The 15,103-nt window shown below is 41.4% G+C and carries 12 protein-coding genes and 3 pseudogenes; 13 read left to right on the top strand and 2 right to left on the bottom strand.

The genetic code is table 11. The annotated features are described in order from the left end of the window. Window positions 1–87: 87 nt before the first annotated feature. The 8 genes and pseudogenes from ACQCT8_RS09000 (at window position 88) to ACQCT8_RS09035 (ending at window position 9,393) form a co-directional block, all read left to right on the top strand. A complete protein-coding gene (locus tag ACQCT8_RS09000) occupies window positions 88–1,278 on the top strand; it encodes a glycine C-acetyltransferase (protein ID WP_426870284.1) in 1,191 nt (396 codons plus the stop codon). A gap of 321 nt (window positions 1,279–1,599) precedes the next feature. Further along, complete coding sequence (locus ACQCT8_RS09005; protein ID WP_426870286.1) at window positions 1,600–2,550, top strand: L-threonine 3-dehydrogenase; 951 nt, start codon at window positions 1,600–1,602, stop codon at window positions 2,548–2,550. Window positions 2,551–2,936: 386 nt separating this feature from the next. Beyond that, window positions 2,937–4,211, top strand: a complete 1,275-nt coding sequence (locus ACQCT8_RS09010) for an ATP-binding protein (protein ID WP_426870288.1) — start codon at window positions 2,937–2,939, stop codon at window positions 4,209–4,211. A gap of 354 nt (window positions 4,212–4,565) precedes the next feature. Then, window positions 4,566–5,988 (top strand): annotated as a pseudogene (gene nagE, locus ACQCT8_RS09015) (N-acetylglucosamine-specific PTS transporter subunit IIBC); the annotation flags it as partial. A gap of 16 nt (window positions 5,989–6,004) precedes the next feature. Further along, complete coding sequence (gene nagA, locus ACQCT8_RS09020) at window positions 6,005–7,177, top strand: N-acetylglucosamine-6-phosphate deacetylase (protein ID WP_426870290.1); 1,173 nt, start codon at window positions 6,005–6,007, stop codon at window positions 7,175–7,177. Then, window positions 7,174–7,914 carry a glucosamine-6-phosphate deaminase gene (gene nagB / locus ACQCT8_RS09025; protein WP_426870292.1) on the top strand — a complete coding sequence of 247 codons (741 nt, stop codon included), beginning with the start codon at window positions 7,174–7,176 and terminating at the stop codon, window positions 7,912–7,914. The genes nagA and nagB overlap by 4 nt, the downstream gene beginning before the upstream one ends. Window positions 7,915–7,920: 6 nt before the next feature. Continuing rightward, window positions 7,921–8,643: a GntR family transcriptional regulator gene (locus ACQCT8_RS09030; protein WP_426870294.1), complete on the top strand. Its 723-nt coding sequence runs from the start codon at window positions 7,921–7,923 to the stop codon at window positions 8,641–8,643. Window positions 8,644–8,664: 21 nt separating this feature from the next. After that, a complete protein-coding gene (locus ACQCT8_RS09035; protein ID WP_426870296.1) occupies window positions 8,665–9,393 on the top strand; it encodes a sugar isomerase domain-containing protein in 729 nt (242 codons plus the stop codon). 105 nt (window positions 9,394–9,498) lie between these two features. On the opposite strand, the gene ACQCT8_RS09040 is transcribed toward ACQCT8_RS09035, so the two are convergent. Beyond that, a complete protein-coding gene (locus ACQCT8_RS09040) occupies window positions 9,499–10,863 on the bottom strand; it encodes a YjiH family protein (RefSeq protein WP_426870298.1) in 1,365 nt (454 codons plus the stop codon). 267 nt (window positions 10,864–11,130) lie between these two features. Here ACQCT8_RS09040 and sda point away from each other — a divergent pair, with 267 nt between their 5' ends. The 4 genes and pseudogenes from sda to ACQCT8_RS09060 all read left to right on the top strand — a co-directional run bounded on the left by sda (window position 11,131) and on the right by ACQCT8_RS09060 (window position 13,442). After that, window positions 11,131–11,271, top strand: coding sequence for a sporulation histidine kinase inhibitor Sda (gene sda, locus ACQCT8_RS09045; protein ID WP_278239800.1), 141 nt, complete (start codon window positions 11,131–11,133; stop codon window positions 11,269–11,271). Between the two features lie 138 nt (window positions 11,272–11,409). Beyond that, complete coding sequence (locus ACQCT8_RS09050) at window positions 11,410–12,279, top strand: Cof-type HAD-IIB family hydrolase (RefSeq protein WP_426870301.1); 870 nt, start codon at window positions 11,410–11,412, stop codon at window positions 12,277–12,279. Window positions 12,280–12,386: 107 nt separating this feature from the next. Continuing rightward, a pseudogene (locus ACQCT8_RS09055) lies at window positions 12,387–12,908 on the top strand (SDR family oxidoreductase); the annotation flags it as partial. A 108-nt stretch (window positions 12,909–13,016) separates the two neighbouring features. Next, entirely contained in the window at window positions 13,017–13,442 is a 426-nt protein-coding gene (locus ACQCT8_RS09060) for a hypothetical protein (RefSeq protein ID WP_426870303.1), read from the top strand. Window positions 13,443–13,629: 187 nt separating this feature from the next. On the opposite strand, the pseudogene ACQCT8_RS09065 reads toward ACQCT8_RS09060, so the two are convergent. After that, window positions 13,630–13,929, bottom strand: a pseudogene (locus ACQCT8_RS09065) (MFS transporter); the annotation flags it as partial. Window positions 13,930–14,384: 455 nt separating this feature from the next. Between ACQCT8_RS09065 and ACQCT8_RS09070 the strand changes: the two are divergent. Continuing rightward, complete coding sequence (locus ACQCT8_RS09070; RefSeq protein ID WP_426870305.1) at window positions 14,385–14,951, top strand: VanZ family protein; 567 nt, start codon at window positions 14,385–14,387, stop codon at window positions 14,949–14,951. Window positions 14,952–15,103 lie beyond the last annotated feature (152 nt).

A 15,103-nucleotide genomic window follows, 5' to 3' on the forward strand; every position in this document is an offset into this window, starting at 1 on the left:
AAGAGCAAAATAGTGTAAAAAATCACCTTTACTGTATACGTCAAAAGGACAAATGTCCAATTCCCGAATAATGTAGGAGGAATGAAAATGGCTAAAATATTAAATCGATTCCTGGAAGAGAATTTAAATGAACTGAAAGATCAAGGGCTCTACAATGAAATTGATCCGGTAGAAGGACCAAACGGGGCAAAAATTAAAATTGCCGGTAAAGAGCTTATCAATCTTTCATCTAATAATTATCTTGGTTTAGCGACGAATGATCATCTTAAAGAAATTGCCAAAAATGCGATCGATCATTACGGTGTTGGGGCTGGAGCTGTCCGGACGATTAACGGGACGCTTGATCTTCATGTGAAATTAGAGGACAAGCTGGCTGAATTCAAAGGAACAGAAGCTGCAATCGCGTTTCAATCCGGTTTTAACTGTAATATGGCTGCCATTTCAGCCGTCATGGATAAAAACGATGCCATTCTTTCAGATGAGCTGAACCATGCTTCCATTATTGATGGCTGCCGTTTGTCACGCGCGAAAATTATCCGCTTTAACCATTCAGATATGGAAGACTTACGTGCAAAAGCAAAAGAAGCAACTGAATCTGGTCAATACAATAAAGTGATGGTCATCACAGATGGTGTTTTTTCAATGGATGGCGATGTAGCGAGACTGCCTGAAATTGTAGAGATTGCGAAGGAATTTGACTTGATCACGTACGTGGATGATGCTCACGGTTCAGGCGTTATGGGTAAAGGCGCTGGAACGGTTAAGCACTTTGGTCTTGCCAAAGAAGTGGATTTCCAAATGGGAACCCTGTCTAAAGCAATTGGCGTTGTAGGAGGGTACGTGGCAGGAACGCAGGATCTTATCGATTGGCTCAAGGTTCGTTCACGTCCATTCTTATTTTCAACGTCACTGACTCCTGGCGATACAGCAGCCATCACAGAGGCGCTGCAAATGCTGATCGACAGCACAGAGCTTCACGATAAGCTTTGGGAAAACGGAGATTATTTAAAAGCGGGATTGAAAAAGCTTGGTTTCAATATTGGGGACAGTGCGACGCCGATTACGCCTTGTATCATTGGCGAAGAAAAGCTTACCCAGCAATTCAGCAAGCGTTTAAGCGAAGAAGGGGTGTATGCTAAATCCATTGTATTCCCTACCGTTCCAAGAGGTACAGGACGTGTTCGGAATATGCCGACTGCTGCACATACCAAAGAAATGCTTGACGAGGCACTGGCAGTCTACGAAAAAGTAGGGAAAGAATTAAAAATCATCGAATAAATGGATGTAGATCAAGCCGCTTTTTCAGCAGCCGGATTGACATAGCAGCCTTGCGTACAAATGAAAGGATCTTTTTATTTGTACGCAAGGTTTTTTTATTGTGGATTTGATTGTGCAAAAATAGAGCAGGATTTAATAGTAGAACTCTATTTCCAATAAAAAATTTTTTTATTTGTCCTTCTGGTATAAACATTTCCATGTGAATATGATAGATTAAAGGTGGATATATCATTTAAAACCGCTTATTGTATTCCTGTGAAGGACAGTTGTTCTTTTGACAGGAAGACATGCTCATGATATTTGCAAGAGGAGGATGAAGTCATGAAGAAAATATTAGTAACAGGTGCACTTGGACAAATCGGTTCTGAACTGATTACCAAGCTTCGTAAGGAATATGGGGCAGATTCAGTTATTGCTTCAGATATCCGCTCGGCTGACAATGAAGTAGTAAATGGAGGACCATTTGAACTGCTTGATGTGACTAACGCTGAGGAAATGAATGCCATTGCGAAAAAATATAATGTAGATACGTTAATGCATATGGCTGCTTTGCTTTCAGCCCGTGCAGAGCAAACGCCGCAGCTTGCCTGGAACCTGAATATGGGAGGTCTTGTAAACGCGCTTGAAGTAGCACGCGAACAAAATCTTCAATTTTTCACTCCAAGCTCCATCGGTTCATTTGGTCCTGACACGCCTAAAGCAGGCACACCTCAGGATACATTGCAGCGTCCGACGACCATGTATGGTATTAATAAAGTAGCAGGAGAATTGCTGTGTGACTATTACTATAGCCGTTTTGGGGTGGATACGCGGGGCGTTCGTTTTCCTGGATTAATTTCATATGTAACACCGCCGGGCGGAGGAACAACGGATTATGCAGTTGAGATCTTTTATGAAGCTTTAAAAGGCGGACGGTATACTTCCTTCCTTAGAGAAGGAACGTACATGGATATGATGTATATGCCAGATGCGCTTCAGGCAATTGTTGATTTAATGGAGGCGGATCCTTCAAAGCTGATTCATAGAAATGCCTTTAATGTGACGGCCATGAGCTTTGAGCCTGAACAAATTGCTGCTGAAATTAAAAAGCATCTGCCGTTTTTTGAAATGGACTATAACGTGGATCCTGTCCGCCAGGCGATTGCCGACAGCTGGCCGAATTCAATTGATGCATCCGCTGCACGGGCAGAATGGGGATTTACCACCACCCATGATCTCACATCCATGACAGAAGATATGCTGAAGAAGCTAAAAACAACGATCATGAGCTAGTAGGTTAGAACAAAACTCGAAAAAGTTTAAATAATAAGTCAGTATTTATCGATTTATAAGGTGAGCGGAGCGAAATGAGACGGCTTCTGCAGGAGATGGCGGCAAGCAGAGCCCTGAAAATGCTCTGCGACTGCACTGTATAAAGCGTCGAACCGGTCAAAAAGCTTGAGACACTTGTCTCAGGCTTTTTTTTTATGAGATTTAAGTTTTTAATAGTCCAAAATAGCTTATTGAATTAGAGAATATTTAAATTAGAGTTAAATTAAGCCAATATTTTTCATTTCAATCTTTTACTACAAAATTCGACATGTTATGATGGAGTGGAGCAAATTGTTCTTTACTAAGTACGAAAACTAAAACAGCATGACGGGCAGGTGTTATAACTGTTGCATTCCTATACGTTGACTCATATCAGAACTTTGCTGACACTCTTTATTATTATAGTGGTTCTTCAGGTTTCACTTATGGTGTCCAGCTTTAATGGCTTTATCAATCAACTAAACCACCAAATTATAGAGATCATTATTTTGCTTTTGCTGGTCTCCGCAGCAGCTTTCATTCTCTCTCAATATCGCAAAGTAAAAAAATTCTTTGGAGATCTGGAAGAGGAAGAATTAAAAATGACGGCATTGATGCAATCTATGCCTGATTTTGTATGCTTTAAGGACGGACAGGGACGATGGATTCGGACGAATGACTTCGGCCTCGAGCTTTATGGGTTAAAAGGGCATCATTACATGGGGAAGACGGACCGTGAATTAGGAAAGGTAAATCCCTTCTTTGAAGAAGCCTTTGAATACTGTATGGTGTCTGATGAAGAAACGTGGCAAGAAGCAGTTACGGTAAGAGCAAATGAGAGTTTTTATGTTCCATCAGGTGAATTTAAGACATTTGATGTGATTAAAGTGCCCATTTTTTATGATGATGGCTCACGAAAAGCGCTAATTACGATCGGGAGAGACATCACACAGCAAAAGCAGGCAGAAGAACGGTTAGTCAAGCAGGAAAAGCTTGCTGTAGCGGGTGAGCTGGCAGCTGGAATTGCGCATGAAATTAAAAACCCGCTCACCAGTTTAAAAGGCTTTATTCAATTAATGAAAGAAAAAGAGAACCTTTCTGCGGAGAACATAGAAATTATGTCTTCTGAAATGGACCGAATCCACTCGATAGTAGAGGAGCTGCTGGTCTTATCAAAGCCTCAGACCAGACTTGAACAGGCATTTCCTCTTCATTCTGTAATTGAATACGTTGTCAGTGTATTAAAGCATCAGGCAGCAGAGAAAAAAGTGGATCTCCAGATCGAAGCTTGCAGCCATGAAAATGATTTTATTCTTGGTGACCGCAATCAGCTCATCCAGGTATTTATCAATCTCGTTAAAAACGGCATTGAATCAATGGAAAAAGGTGGTAGTCTGGTCATTACTCGGCATCAGCACGAAAATGAAATTTGTGTAGCTATAAAAGATGAAGGAGCGGGTATAACCGCTGAAAAACTTGCTAAAATAGGGGAACCCTTCTTCACCACAAAATCTAAAGGAATGGGTCTTGGTTTAACGATCTGTCAAAAAATTATCCATGAGCACAAAGGCCGGATCAAGTATGAAAGCACTGAAAACGAAGGGACGACCGTCAGTGTCTGCCTTCCTCTCCATAGACAATAAATTGAAAATAAGAGGCATTAGTATAATAGCCGCCAAACATCTGGATAGGTGTTAAAATCGAAGTGCTATTCGCCGTTACAATAGGGTGAATGGAGCAGAAGGTGGCGCATCCCTTCAGGAAATCACGGTTGCTTGAGACTTTGCAGGGCAAGGCCCAAGAAGACTAACCGCCTAACCTCCGTAAAGTGTCCGCCTAAAAGCGCAATGAACCGGTCTAAGAGCTTGAGACTTCTTCTGTCTCAGGCTCTTTCACTTTTTAATTCTTCTAACTAGCACATTAATTGGTATAGACAACTATACAACCAGCGTGCTAAAGTAAAATAAACAAACTATTAAATTTAAGGAGTGAACCACTTGCTAACTTTTCTTCAACGAATTGGTAAGTCTTTGATGTTCCCAATTGCTACTTTGCCAGCCGCTGCATTATTGCTTCGTTTAGGAAAGGATGACTTGTTAAATATTCCTTTTTTAGAGGCAGCTGGAGCGGGAATACTAGATAATTTAGCGCTTATTTTTGCAATAGGGATTGCTATGGGATTTGCTCATGATGGCAACGGGGGTGCAGCGCTGGCCGGTGCCATCGGGTATCTGGTTTTAACCGAGGCGATTGTCACGATTGATTCATCCATTAACATGGGTGTATTTGGAGGGGTTATTGCGGGAGTTATTGCGGGCTTGCTTTACAACCGTTTTTACTCTATAAAACTCCCCGATTGGCTGTCCTTTTTTGGTGGCAAACGGTTTGTTCCGATTGTCACAGCCTCCGCCATGGTGGTTTTAGCTGGTCTTTTTCGGCTTTATTTGGCCGCCGATTCAAATGGGGATTGATGCTGCGGGGGAATGGATGCTGAATGCAGGCGCACTTGGAGTCGGAGCGTATGGCTTCTTTAACCGTCTGCTCATTCCCGTCGGTTTACATCACGTTATTAACACTGTGGTCTGGTTTGATTTTGGGACATTCACCACTTCTTCAGGTGAAGTAGTTCGAGGAGAGATTAATCGTTTCCTTCGAGGGGATGAAACTGCTGGACCATTCTTATCAGGCTTTTTCCCGATCATGATGTTCGGTCTTCCTGGTGCATGTCTAGCCATGTATATGGCTGCTAAAAAAGAAAATAAAGCAGCTGTTGGCGGAATGCTTTTCAGTATAGCAATAACAGCATTCGCTACTGGAATCACAGAACCAATCGAGTTTTCATTCATGTTTCTATCTCCTTTGCTCTATGCGGTGCATGCTGTTTTGACGGGATTGTCAGGTGTGATCACATATTACCTGGATATTCACCACGGTTTCGGTTTTTCCGCTGGAGCGATTGATTATCTATTAAACTTTGGCATAGCAAAAAATCCGCTTCTGATTATTCCTGTTGGACTTGGAATGGGAGCTGTTTATTTCTTTATTTTCTACTTCTTAATTATTAAGCTGGACTTAAAAACACCTGGCCGTGAAGATGAAGATGAGTCTGAGCCTTCTTCACAAAAAGCTGCCCCATCAGGCGACTATGACGCACGCGCCTATCATACAATTGAAGCGCTGGGCGGCGCGGATAATATAACGCTGATCGATCATTGTACGACCCGATTGCGCCTCCAGGTAAATGATTCGGGACTGGCAAGTGAACAGGAATTAAAGCGTCATGGAGCCAGAGGAGTCGTCGTCATTAATAAAACGGGCATTCAGGTGATCATTGGAACCTCCGTGGAATTTTTGGCAGAGGCCATGAAGAATCGTGTTAAACAAGGAAATCCTCCTATCGAAGAAGAAAATGTCACGAATACAAAAGGAGAGTAACATGTCACACACCCTTTTACTTAAACAATTGATGATTCATACTGGAACCGGTACTTCGATAAAAGGTGATTTGTTTATTGAAAACGGGAAGATTATTGAAATTTCTTCTTCCATCACCAGAGAAGCAGATCAAGTTATAGACTGTTCCAGTCACAACTGGATGGTTGTTCCGGGATTTATCGATCTGCATATACATGGAGCGGCTGGTCATGACACAATGGATGCGGCACCGGATGCTCTCCATGGTATAGCAAGAGCCTTGCCACAAGAAGGCACAACAGGCTTTCTTGCTACAACCATGACGCAGTCTCCAGATGCCATTTCCGCGGCTCTTTCAAATGCAGATGCTTTTGAAAAAGAGAATGGAGAAGCTGAATTACTGGGTATTCATTTAGAGGGCCCCTTCCTTTCTCCCGAGAGAGCGGGTGCGCAGCCGGTTGAATTTATTCTTCCTCCTTCGATTGAACAATTTGATCGATGGCTGGAGGAAAGCGGACATCAGATTAGGCTAGTTACAATGGCTCCTGAGCAGGAAAATGGCCTGTCTTTTGTTAAGCATTTAAGAGATAAAGGCATAATTGCGTCGATCGGACATTCTGATGCAACAATAGAACAAGCAATTGAAGCAGCGGAGGCGGGTGCTCATCAGGTTACCCACTTATATAACCAAATGAGTCCTTTTCATCATCGGGAACCGGGTGTCGTTGGAGCTGCTTTTTTAGAAGACAAATTATCTATTGAAATCATTGTGGATTTTGTTCACAGCCACAAAAAAGCGGTGGAATTGGCATACAAACAGAAGGGCGCGGAAAAAGTCATATTAATTACGGATGCAATGCGCGCAAAAGGGCTGCCTGCAGGTTTATATGATTTAGGCGGTCAACAGGTAACAGTGTCAGAAAAAGACGCCAGACTTCAAGATGGCACCCTGGCAGGAAGCATTTTGACAATGGAAGAGGCGGTTAAAAACATCGCCGCCCTTACGAACTGTTCCATGCAGGAGCTGATCGCAATGAGCTCGGCGAATGCTGCCAAACAGATTGGGGTTTTTGACCGAAAAGGCAGTATTGATGTGAATAAGGATGCAGATCTGGTGATAATGGATGAAGACCTTTCCATTCAATTTACGCTTTGCCGTGGAGATATAGCGTATAAAAAGGAGGTTCACCCGTGAATATACTCGTGAATGATGATTACGCCTCAATGAGTCAGCAGGCTGCTGCCATTATAGAAGCTCATATCTGTAATCATGAAAGAACCGTTCTTGGTCTGGCAACCGGCAGTACGCCTCTTGGAATGTATGAAGCGTTAATAGAAGGTCATCAAACGAGAGGGGTTTCCTTTAAACGTACCTTCACCCTGAATCTTGATGAATACATTGGTTTGCAGCCGTCTCATCCACAGAGCTATCATTACTACATGCAGCATCATTTATTTAGCAAAATCGATATTCCGCTGCACCAGACATACCTGCCAAATGGAACGGCTCAATCATTATCAGATGAATGTTCCCGCTATGAACAAATCATTGATGAGGTAGGGCCGCCTGATATCCAGGTACTTGGGATTGGTGAAAACGGACATATTGGGTTTAATGAGCCTGGAAGTGACTTTAGCGGAACAACCCACGTTATTGATTTAGCACCTTCTACTTTAAAAGCAAACGCCCGCTTTTTCCATACAGTGGATGAAGTTCCAAATAAAGCAATCACAATGGGCATCCAATCCATATTAAAAAGCAAGCGAATTCTGCTGCTTGCTTCAGGTGAAAATAAAGCCTGGGCTGTGAAAAAGCTGATGGAGAAAATAATTGATGATCAGTTTCCTGCTTCAGCTCTGCATCATCACCCGGATGTCACATTGGTGATTGACCAGAAAGCATACAGCCAAATTCAAAGCGATAGAGGGTGATGATCCATGCTTGATAAACAATCCCACTTGCCGATCTATGTGCAAATAGAAGAAAGATTAAAGTCTCAAATAAAATCCGGTGCATTTAAATCAGGGGACCCTGTTCCTTCTGAACGAGAGCTTTCAGAAACGTATGAAGTGAGCAGAATGACGGTTCGCCAGGCAATAATGAATCTGGTTAGTGAAGGGCTGCTTTACCGTGAAAAAGGAAAGGGAACCTTTGTATCTCAAGAAAAAATAGAACAGCCCCTGCAAGGATTAACCAGCTTTACAGAAGATATGCGTTCGCGGGGCATGCAGCCGGATAATAAGCTGATCGGCTTTCATAAAATAAAGCCTGATGCGGACATAGCCGATAAACTTAAATTAAGTGAAACGGACGATATATATAGGGTGAAAAGAATTCGTTATGCGGACCAGAAACCGATGGCGATTGAAACCACCTATATACCCGTAAAGCTTCTTCCGGAACTTAATGAAGAGTCAGTAAAAGGCTCATTCTATACGTATATACAGGAGAAGCTGAAGCTGACGATCAGCCATGCTTCTCAAAGTATTGAAGCTCTGCTTGCTGAACCTGAGGAAGCAAAACTGCTCAACATTCAAGAGCCTTCAGCAGTGCTTCATATTGAACGGCTCAGCTACTTATCAAATAATAGTCCGTTTGAGGTTGTTCACAGTACGTACAGAGCGGACCGCTATAAGTTCAGAAGCGAAATTAGCCGTTGAAAATGGAGAAAGAGTGAGTGTATGAATGACTATTTGAAGAGTGTACAAGCCTTGTTAGCCAAAGCTGCTTCAACAGAAGAGGAAGTGATTGAACGCATTGCTGCCAAGCTTGTGCAAAAAATCCATAACGGCGGAATCATCCAGCTGTTTGGCTGCGGACACTCTAACTTGCTGGCGCAGGAGCCGTATTACCGAGCAGGGGGGCTTGTTCCTGTTACATCTATAAATGTGGAGGCTGTCATGCTGCATAATGGCGGTGTTTTGGCATCAGCAAATGAAAAGGATGAAGCACTTGCGAAAAAAATCGCAAACCTGACGTCCTTTGAAAAAAACGATGTGTTGATTGTCATTTCGACATCCGGCAGAAATCCTGTGCCTATTGAAGCAGCGCAAAAAGCGAGGGCCAATAGTATTTATACGATTGGGCTGCTGTCACAAAACTATTCAAAGGAGTCTCATCCTTCTAAGCACTCAAGCGGATTGCGTTTAGAGGAAAGTGTGGATGACGTCATCAATAATCACAGTCCTCTTGGAGACAGCATGTTGAAGCTCAAAAACAATGATCAGCCCTTTGGCTCATCATCTTCAGTCATCGGAACTGCTTTATTGCATGCCCTCTTTACCCGTGTGGTTCAACTTATGGAAAACGGGGGGATAACGCCCCCGATCTTTCGCAGCGGCAACGATGATGACAGTCTTTCCCATAATCAACAGTTGGTGGCCCGTTATAGGGACAGGATAGATTTTTAATACACAATTAAAAAAGCCTCACATCTCTGTTTAGCAGCAGGTGCGAGGCTTTATTATAGGGACTGGGAGTTAACCAATCGTATACTGTCCGATCAATTTAATGGATTAAAAGAGTATATGCGCGACCCCTGCAATAATAGGGAGTGTAATAAGCGTACGCAATAAGAAAATAATGGCCAGGTCGAGGAAAGAAACCGGAATTTTTGAACCGAGTAAAAGTCCGCCAACTTCAGACATGTAAATCAATTGAGTAACCGATACAGCAGCAATAACAAAACGGGTTAATTCTGAAGGGATGTCCTGACCGATAATAGCCGGCAGGAACATATCGGCAAATCCGACGACCATCGTCTGAGCCGCATCCGCTGCATCGGGAATTTGAAGAAGTTCAAGAATTGGGACAAATGGTGTACCCAGAATCACAAAAAAGCTTGTTTCCTCTGCTAAGATAAGTGCGATCGTCCCAAATGCCATAACAACAGGAGCAACACCCATCCACATATCTAAAATGTTTTTTCCGCCGTCAACTACAAACTTTTTGATACTGTTATTTTTCTTAGCAGCAGCAAGAGCCATTTGTGTACCATGCTGCAAACGTGATTTTCCACTTGGAATTTCTTCTAAGTCATCATCTTCATCTGCTTCAGAAATATAGGTTTTCTTTTTCATAGATAAAGGGGGAATTCTTGGCATGATAATGGCTGCTACTAATCCAGCCAGTGCCACCGTTAAGTAAAATGGAACAAAGTATTCACCTAATCCGATTTCTTCAATGACAACAATACTGAACGTAATGGAAACGATGGAGAACGTTGTACCGATAACAGCTGCTTCTCTTTTAGAATAGTGACCCTCTTCATACTGCTTGCTTGTTAACAGCACCCCGATCGTACCGTCTCCAAGCCAGGACGCCAAAGCATCAATGGATGATCGGCCAGGAAGCTTAAACAAAGGACGCATGATTTTTGCCATAAACGTTCCGAACCATTCCAATAAACCAAAGTTTAATAGAAGAGGAAGGAACATGCCGGCAAACAGAAATACCGCAAATAAAACGGATAATAAGCCTTCATTCCCTAATAACAATCCACCGGTATATTCAGACCAGATTGCTTCTGTTGAGCTTCCGCCAAGCTGGAAAAATGTAATTAAAGCGAAAATGCCGGCAACTACGCGGACAACTGTCCAAAACCATGAAACATTAAATAAATTATTCCAAAAATCATTTCGTATGATCATTTGTGGTCGTAACAGTTTAGCATATAGAGTCATGATCGCAGTAAGAAGGATAATACCGAGCATGATAGCAGGAATAATGGTTCCGATTTCTTCCTGAAGCCAATTAGAAAGAATAGCAATTGGAATTGTAAATGATCCATCTGAAGCGGGAAATGGGGTCATGAATAGTAAAATTCCTATAATAGAAGGGATAATAAACCTTGCATAATCAAATAATCCGGGATTTTTCATCGTGGCTCTCCTTTGATAATAATAGTTTTGCATAAAAATAAGACAGATTCTATTTTAATTCACCCTTTCTCTGTGTGTCCACTCTTTTTTTGAAAAAGTCATGAACAAATTTGATACCCTGTTCATTATCACTATAAACGTTACAGATGGAACATTCCATCGGAAGTCAGAAAAATCAAATTAAATTAAAATATTTTTATTAAATAGGTGTAATTTTTATGAAAGAGGGAAATATACAAAGAAAATATCATAATGAGGTGGGTCATTTTGAAATCTTTACGGGAGCTCTCAGATGAGAAGCTGGTGGAGTCATTTGAAATAGCGAAACAAAAAGAGCTGTCAAATGATTTTATCAAACTTTTGGAATGTGAAATGAAAATCAGAGGTATTATTCAGCTGGTTAGCTGATCGATCAACATGGCGAGTAAACTTGCCGTGTTTTTTATATTCTGCGTATTTTATTTGTAAAGATAAGCCAGTGAAAAGGCTTACCAAAATGCACGTATGGTACAATGAAAAAACCATGAAAGAGGAAAGGTGACATAGATGATAAAATTACTCGCATCAGACATGGATGGAACACTCCTAAATGGGGATCATGTTATTGGTCCTGCAAATATAAAAGCGATCAAAGAAGCACAGGCTCACGGAGTGGAGGTGCTGGTTGCGACCGGACGTTCATATGCGGAGGCAGCGACGCCGTTAAAAGATGCCGGAATCCGATGCCCAATTATCGCTGTAAACGGTGCTGAAATAAGAGATGAAAACGGAAAGCAGCTGCTGGTCAGAGGAATTGAGAAAGAAACAGCCCGACATGCAGCGAAGCAGCTTGAGCAGCTTGACATTTATTTTGAAGTGTACACAGATACAGGAACGTATACAAACGATAAAGAGCAGGGGATTCAGCTTCTAATCGATATTTTCCTTACAACAAATCCTGATACACCTATGCCGCATGTTGAAGCGGAAGCGCAAAGCCGCTATGACGATGGCCATATTGAGGTGGTTGAGGGATACGAAAGAATCTTTGAGGATTCAACCCATACCGTTTTTAAATTTCTTGCATTTTCATCAAATCCGGAATCGCTCAAGCAAGCCAAAGAAATTCTCCTTAAAACAGAAGGTCTTGCGATCAGTTCCTCAGGTAAAGAAAACCTGGAAATCACAAGCATTCATGCACAAAAGGGACTGGCACTTGAAACATATTGTGAAATGAAGGAAATCTCGATGAAAAACGTCATGGCAATTGGAGACAACTACAATGATCTTTCCATGATGAAGATGGCGGGATATGCGGTGGCAATGGGGAATGCACCTCAAGATATTAAGGATCAGTGTGCACATCTTACCGCCACAAACCGCGAAGACGGAGTAGCAAAAGCGATTCAGCAGCTGATTATGGTGCCGTCAACATAAAGCAAACAAACCGAATAACACTGTCATAATGAAGCGGGATTATAAGAAAGCCCTAACGAATAACTTTTTATTCGTTAGGGCTTCTTTTTTAAGACTGGAAGCACGTTGTAGAAAAAGCCGAGGACCACTTTGGACCAATTAATATCCTCGTTAACAATGCAGGAATTGTGATCCAGGAGCCGCTTGAAAGTCTGAGACTTGAAAACTATAAAAAGGTGATCGAAATCAATCAGGTTGGTGTATTTCTAGGCATGAGGTCAGTCATTCCTTCAATGAAGAAAACAGAGAAATGTTCGATTGTTAATATTTCTTCAATCTCAGGAATGGTTGGACAGGCAATGACACTCTCTTATAACGCTTCAAAGTTCGCAGTACGCGAATGACAAAATCGGCAGCTGTTGAGCTTGGGCTTCAGAGTGAACTCTACACACCCGGGTATTATTAAAACTCCAATGACCCAGACACCTGAGCTTGAAGCTGTTCTTGAACAGATGCTACAGGGAATTCCGCTTGGACGTACTGCTGAACCCGAGGAAGTATCACATCTATATCTGTATCTCGCTTCAAATGAGTCCAGCTACTCTTCCGGATCTGAATTCATCGTAGATGGCGGTATGATTGCCGGCTAAGAAAAAAATCCGTTCGCTTTTGCGGACGAATTTTTTATTACCCATCAACCGCCTTTTGTTCGCCTGCTTCCACTTCTTTCAAGTATGATATTGAAAAGAGGTGATGAGATGAAGTTTATAGTAATTTGGTTATTACTCCTTGCATACGCGGTCTTCCTGGCACCGGGCTCTGAGAGTTCAGATCCCGTCATGGAGCAGGTATTTGCAGGGAATTGGAATGAGATCGATCCGCTTGTACTGACTGTTTTTAACTCATTAGGTATTTTCCCTTTGGTTTTCCTCACGATTTTATTACGCAATGACCGTCAAAAATGGCCTGCATGGCCGTTTTCGTTAGCTTCATTTGCCGGAGGCGCGTTTGCGCTGCTTCCATGGTTTGCATTTGGTGATCGTCCTGCAAAGCGCGGTTCAAGAACACCAAAATGGACACTGCGCATACTGAGATCAAACATCTGGCTGATCTTATTACTCATTTTCTTCTTCGGAAATTTGCTTACCCTTTTTCAGGGAATTTCTTTATCCGGATATCGTTAAGCATTTATGGAATCAAGCCTGGTCTCTGTTATGACGGTTGACTGGTTAATTTTGTGGGGGCTGTCTGTGAATGCGGTACACAGATTTTATCCTGATGCGAATAGAAAAGGTCTGGCGTGGATTCCGATTGCGGGGCCCGTGCTTGTGTTGTTTTTTGTGAAAGAGGATCATTAATCAAAAAGGCGGGTTACCCCACCTTTTGATTCTGCTTCACCATTGACTGCTCTTCTATTTTTTTCAGATAAAGCGTCAGTAGTACTGCACCTGCAACCATCACCGCTCCAATCCATGGTGTGTGAATTAGCCCGATACTGTCTACAATCAGACCGCCTACAAATGAACCAATGGCAATTCCTACGTTAAATGCAGCAGTATATAATGCTGAAGCAACATTTACTGCTGTTGGAACATATTTTTTTGCCAGATTCACGACAAGTATCTGCAGACCAGGCATATTCATAAATGCAAATAGATCCATAAGGAGTACTACCAACGTTTTGAGATAAAATCCAATTTATTACATTTATGTGGAATTAAAAACGATTTGCCCTACGCTAAAAAGAAAAGTCGTCTTTTTGTTTCTTGTTAAACTAAAGAATGGATCCTATTGAGCCTTTTGTAATGTCTCTCGAAGAACATGCACACGCTAAAATTCATTTTAATGACTTAGATGGAAACAGTTTAGAATTAATTTGCAAACTAAAAAACCCGCTAAAAATTAAGCAGCGTATGTATTTAAGTGAATGGGAACAAATAAATGAAATGTAATTTGTATTTTAAATAACATTCACAAAATACTTAAACTAACAGGAGCAATTGTTCAATAAAAGCAGTCGCTTTTAAACTAACAGAGCAGTAGAGTTTAAGAATACTTCTCAACGTGCACAATTTTACGCTAAAATAGTTTATACAATATTTTTCCCTGGACGGAGTGTATATTTAGTGGTTCAATTATGGCGGGCATTCGGAGATTTAGTTCCCTTATTCTTAATAATAGTTTTAGCGATTTGTATAACAATTGATTTTGTAAATAAGAAGAAGAAGATAGATTTCAAACGATTAATCCTTAATATTCTATTTGGACTTAGCATTATAGGAATTTTATTAGTAACTGTTTATCCAAGGTATTATGGTATGGAAACTCCAAGAATTATTAACATAGTTCCTTTTGTTGGAATGTACGATATTATGTTTCGTTCGGTTGATATAGCAGTTCCTATCCGGAATTTAGGGTTAAATGTTTTACTGTTTGTTCCTTTTGGATTTTTTCTATCTTTGAAAATTTCTTCTTTACAAAATAAAATAACGTTAATTGTAATTCTAACAGGATTGCTACTTTCATTATTTATTGAGGTATTTCAATTTTCAATTCCAATGGGGCGTTCCGCAGACATTGATGATTTAATATTAAATACTATTGGAGCGTTCATAGGTTACATAATTTGGACCTTCTATTCTAAATTCCCTAGCATTTCATTATCAAAGGGAACATCAAATGGTCATTTTTAGAACTTTTCTTATTGTGCTAACGGGAGCGCGCGACAAGTTCTGCTATAAGCGCTTTGCAGCGTGAAATGCAGGGAATTCGATTAAGAAATTCCAACTTTACAACCGAAGGTCGGAATGATGAAACCATGTTTTTCCGAAACGACCTCATCAAG

Source organism: Jeotgalibacillus proteolyticus, assembly GCF_050107735.1.
GTDB lineage: Bacteria > Bacillota > Bacilli > Bacillales > Jeotgalibacillaceae > Jeotgalibacillus > Jeotgalibacillus proteolyticus_A.

What these genes read in the sequence shown, in the direction of transcription:
- ACQCT8_RS09000 (WP_426870284.1), top strand. Translation starts at nt 88, where the DNA reads ATGGCTAAAATATTAAATCGATTCCTGGAAGAGAATTTAAATGAACTG.
- ACQCT8_RS09060 (WP_426870303.1), top strand. Translation starts at nt 13,017, where the DNA reads ATGAAGTTTATAGTAATTTGGTTATTACTCCTTGCATACGCGGTCTTC.
- ACQCT8_RS09050 (WP_426870301.1), top strand. Translation starts at nt 11,410, where the DNA reads ATGATAAAATTACTCGCATCAGACATGGATGGAACACTCCTAAATGGG.
- ACQCT8_RS09035 (WP_426870296.1), top strand. Translation starts at nt 8,665, where the DNA reads ATGAATGACTATTTGAAGAGTGTACAAGCCTTGTTAGCCAAAGCTGCT.
- ACQCT8_RS09030 (WP_426870294.1), top strand. Translation starts at nt 7,921, where the DNA reads ATGCTTGATAAACAATCCCACTTGCCGATCTATGTGCAAATAGAAGAA.
- nagA (WP_426870290.1), top strand. Translation starts at nt 6,005, where the DNA reads ATGTCACACACCCTTTTACTTAAACAATTGATGATTCATACTGGAACC.
- ACQCT8_RS09005 (WP_426870286.1), top strand. Translation starts at nt 1,600, where the DNA reads ATGAAGAAAATATTAGTAACAGGTGCACTTGGACAAATCGGTTCTGAA.
- ACQCT8_RS09040 (WP_426870298.1), bottom strand. Translation starts at nt 10,863, where the DNA reads ATGAAAAATCCCGGATTATTTGATTATGCAAGGTTTATTATCCCTTCT.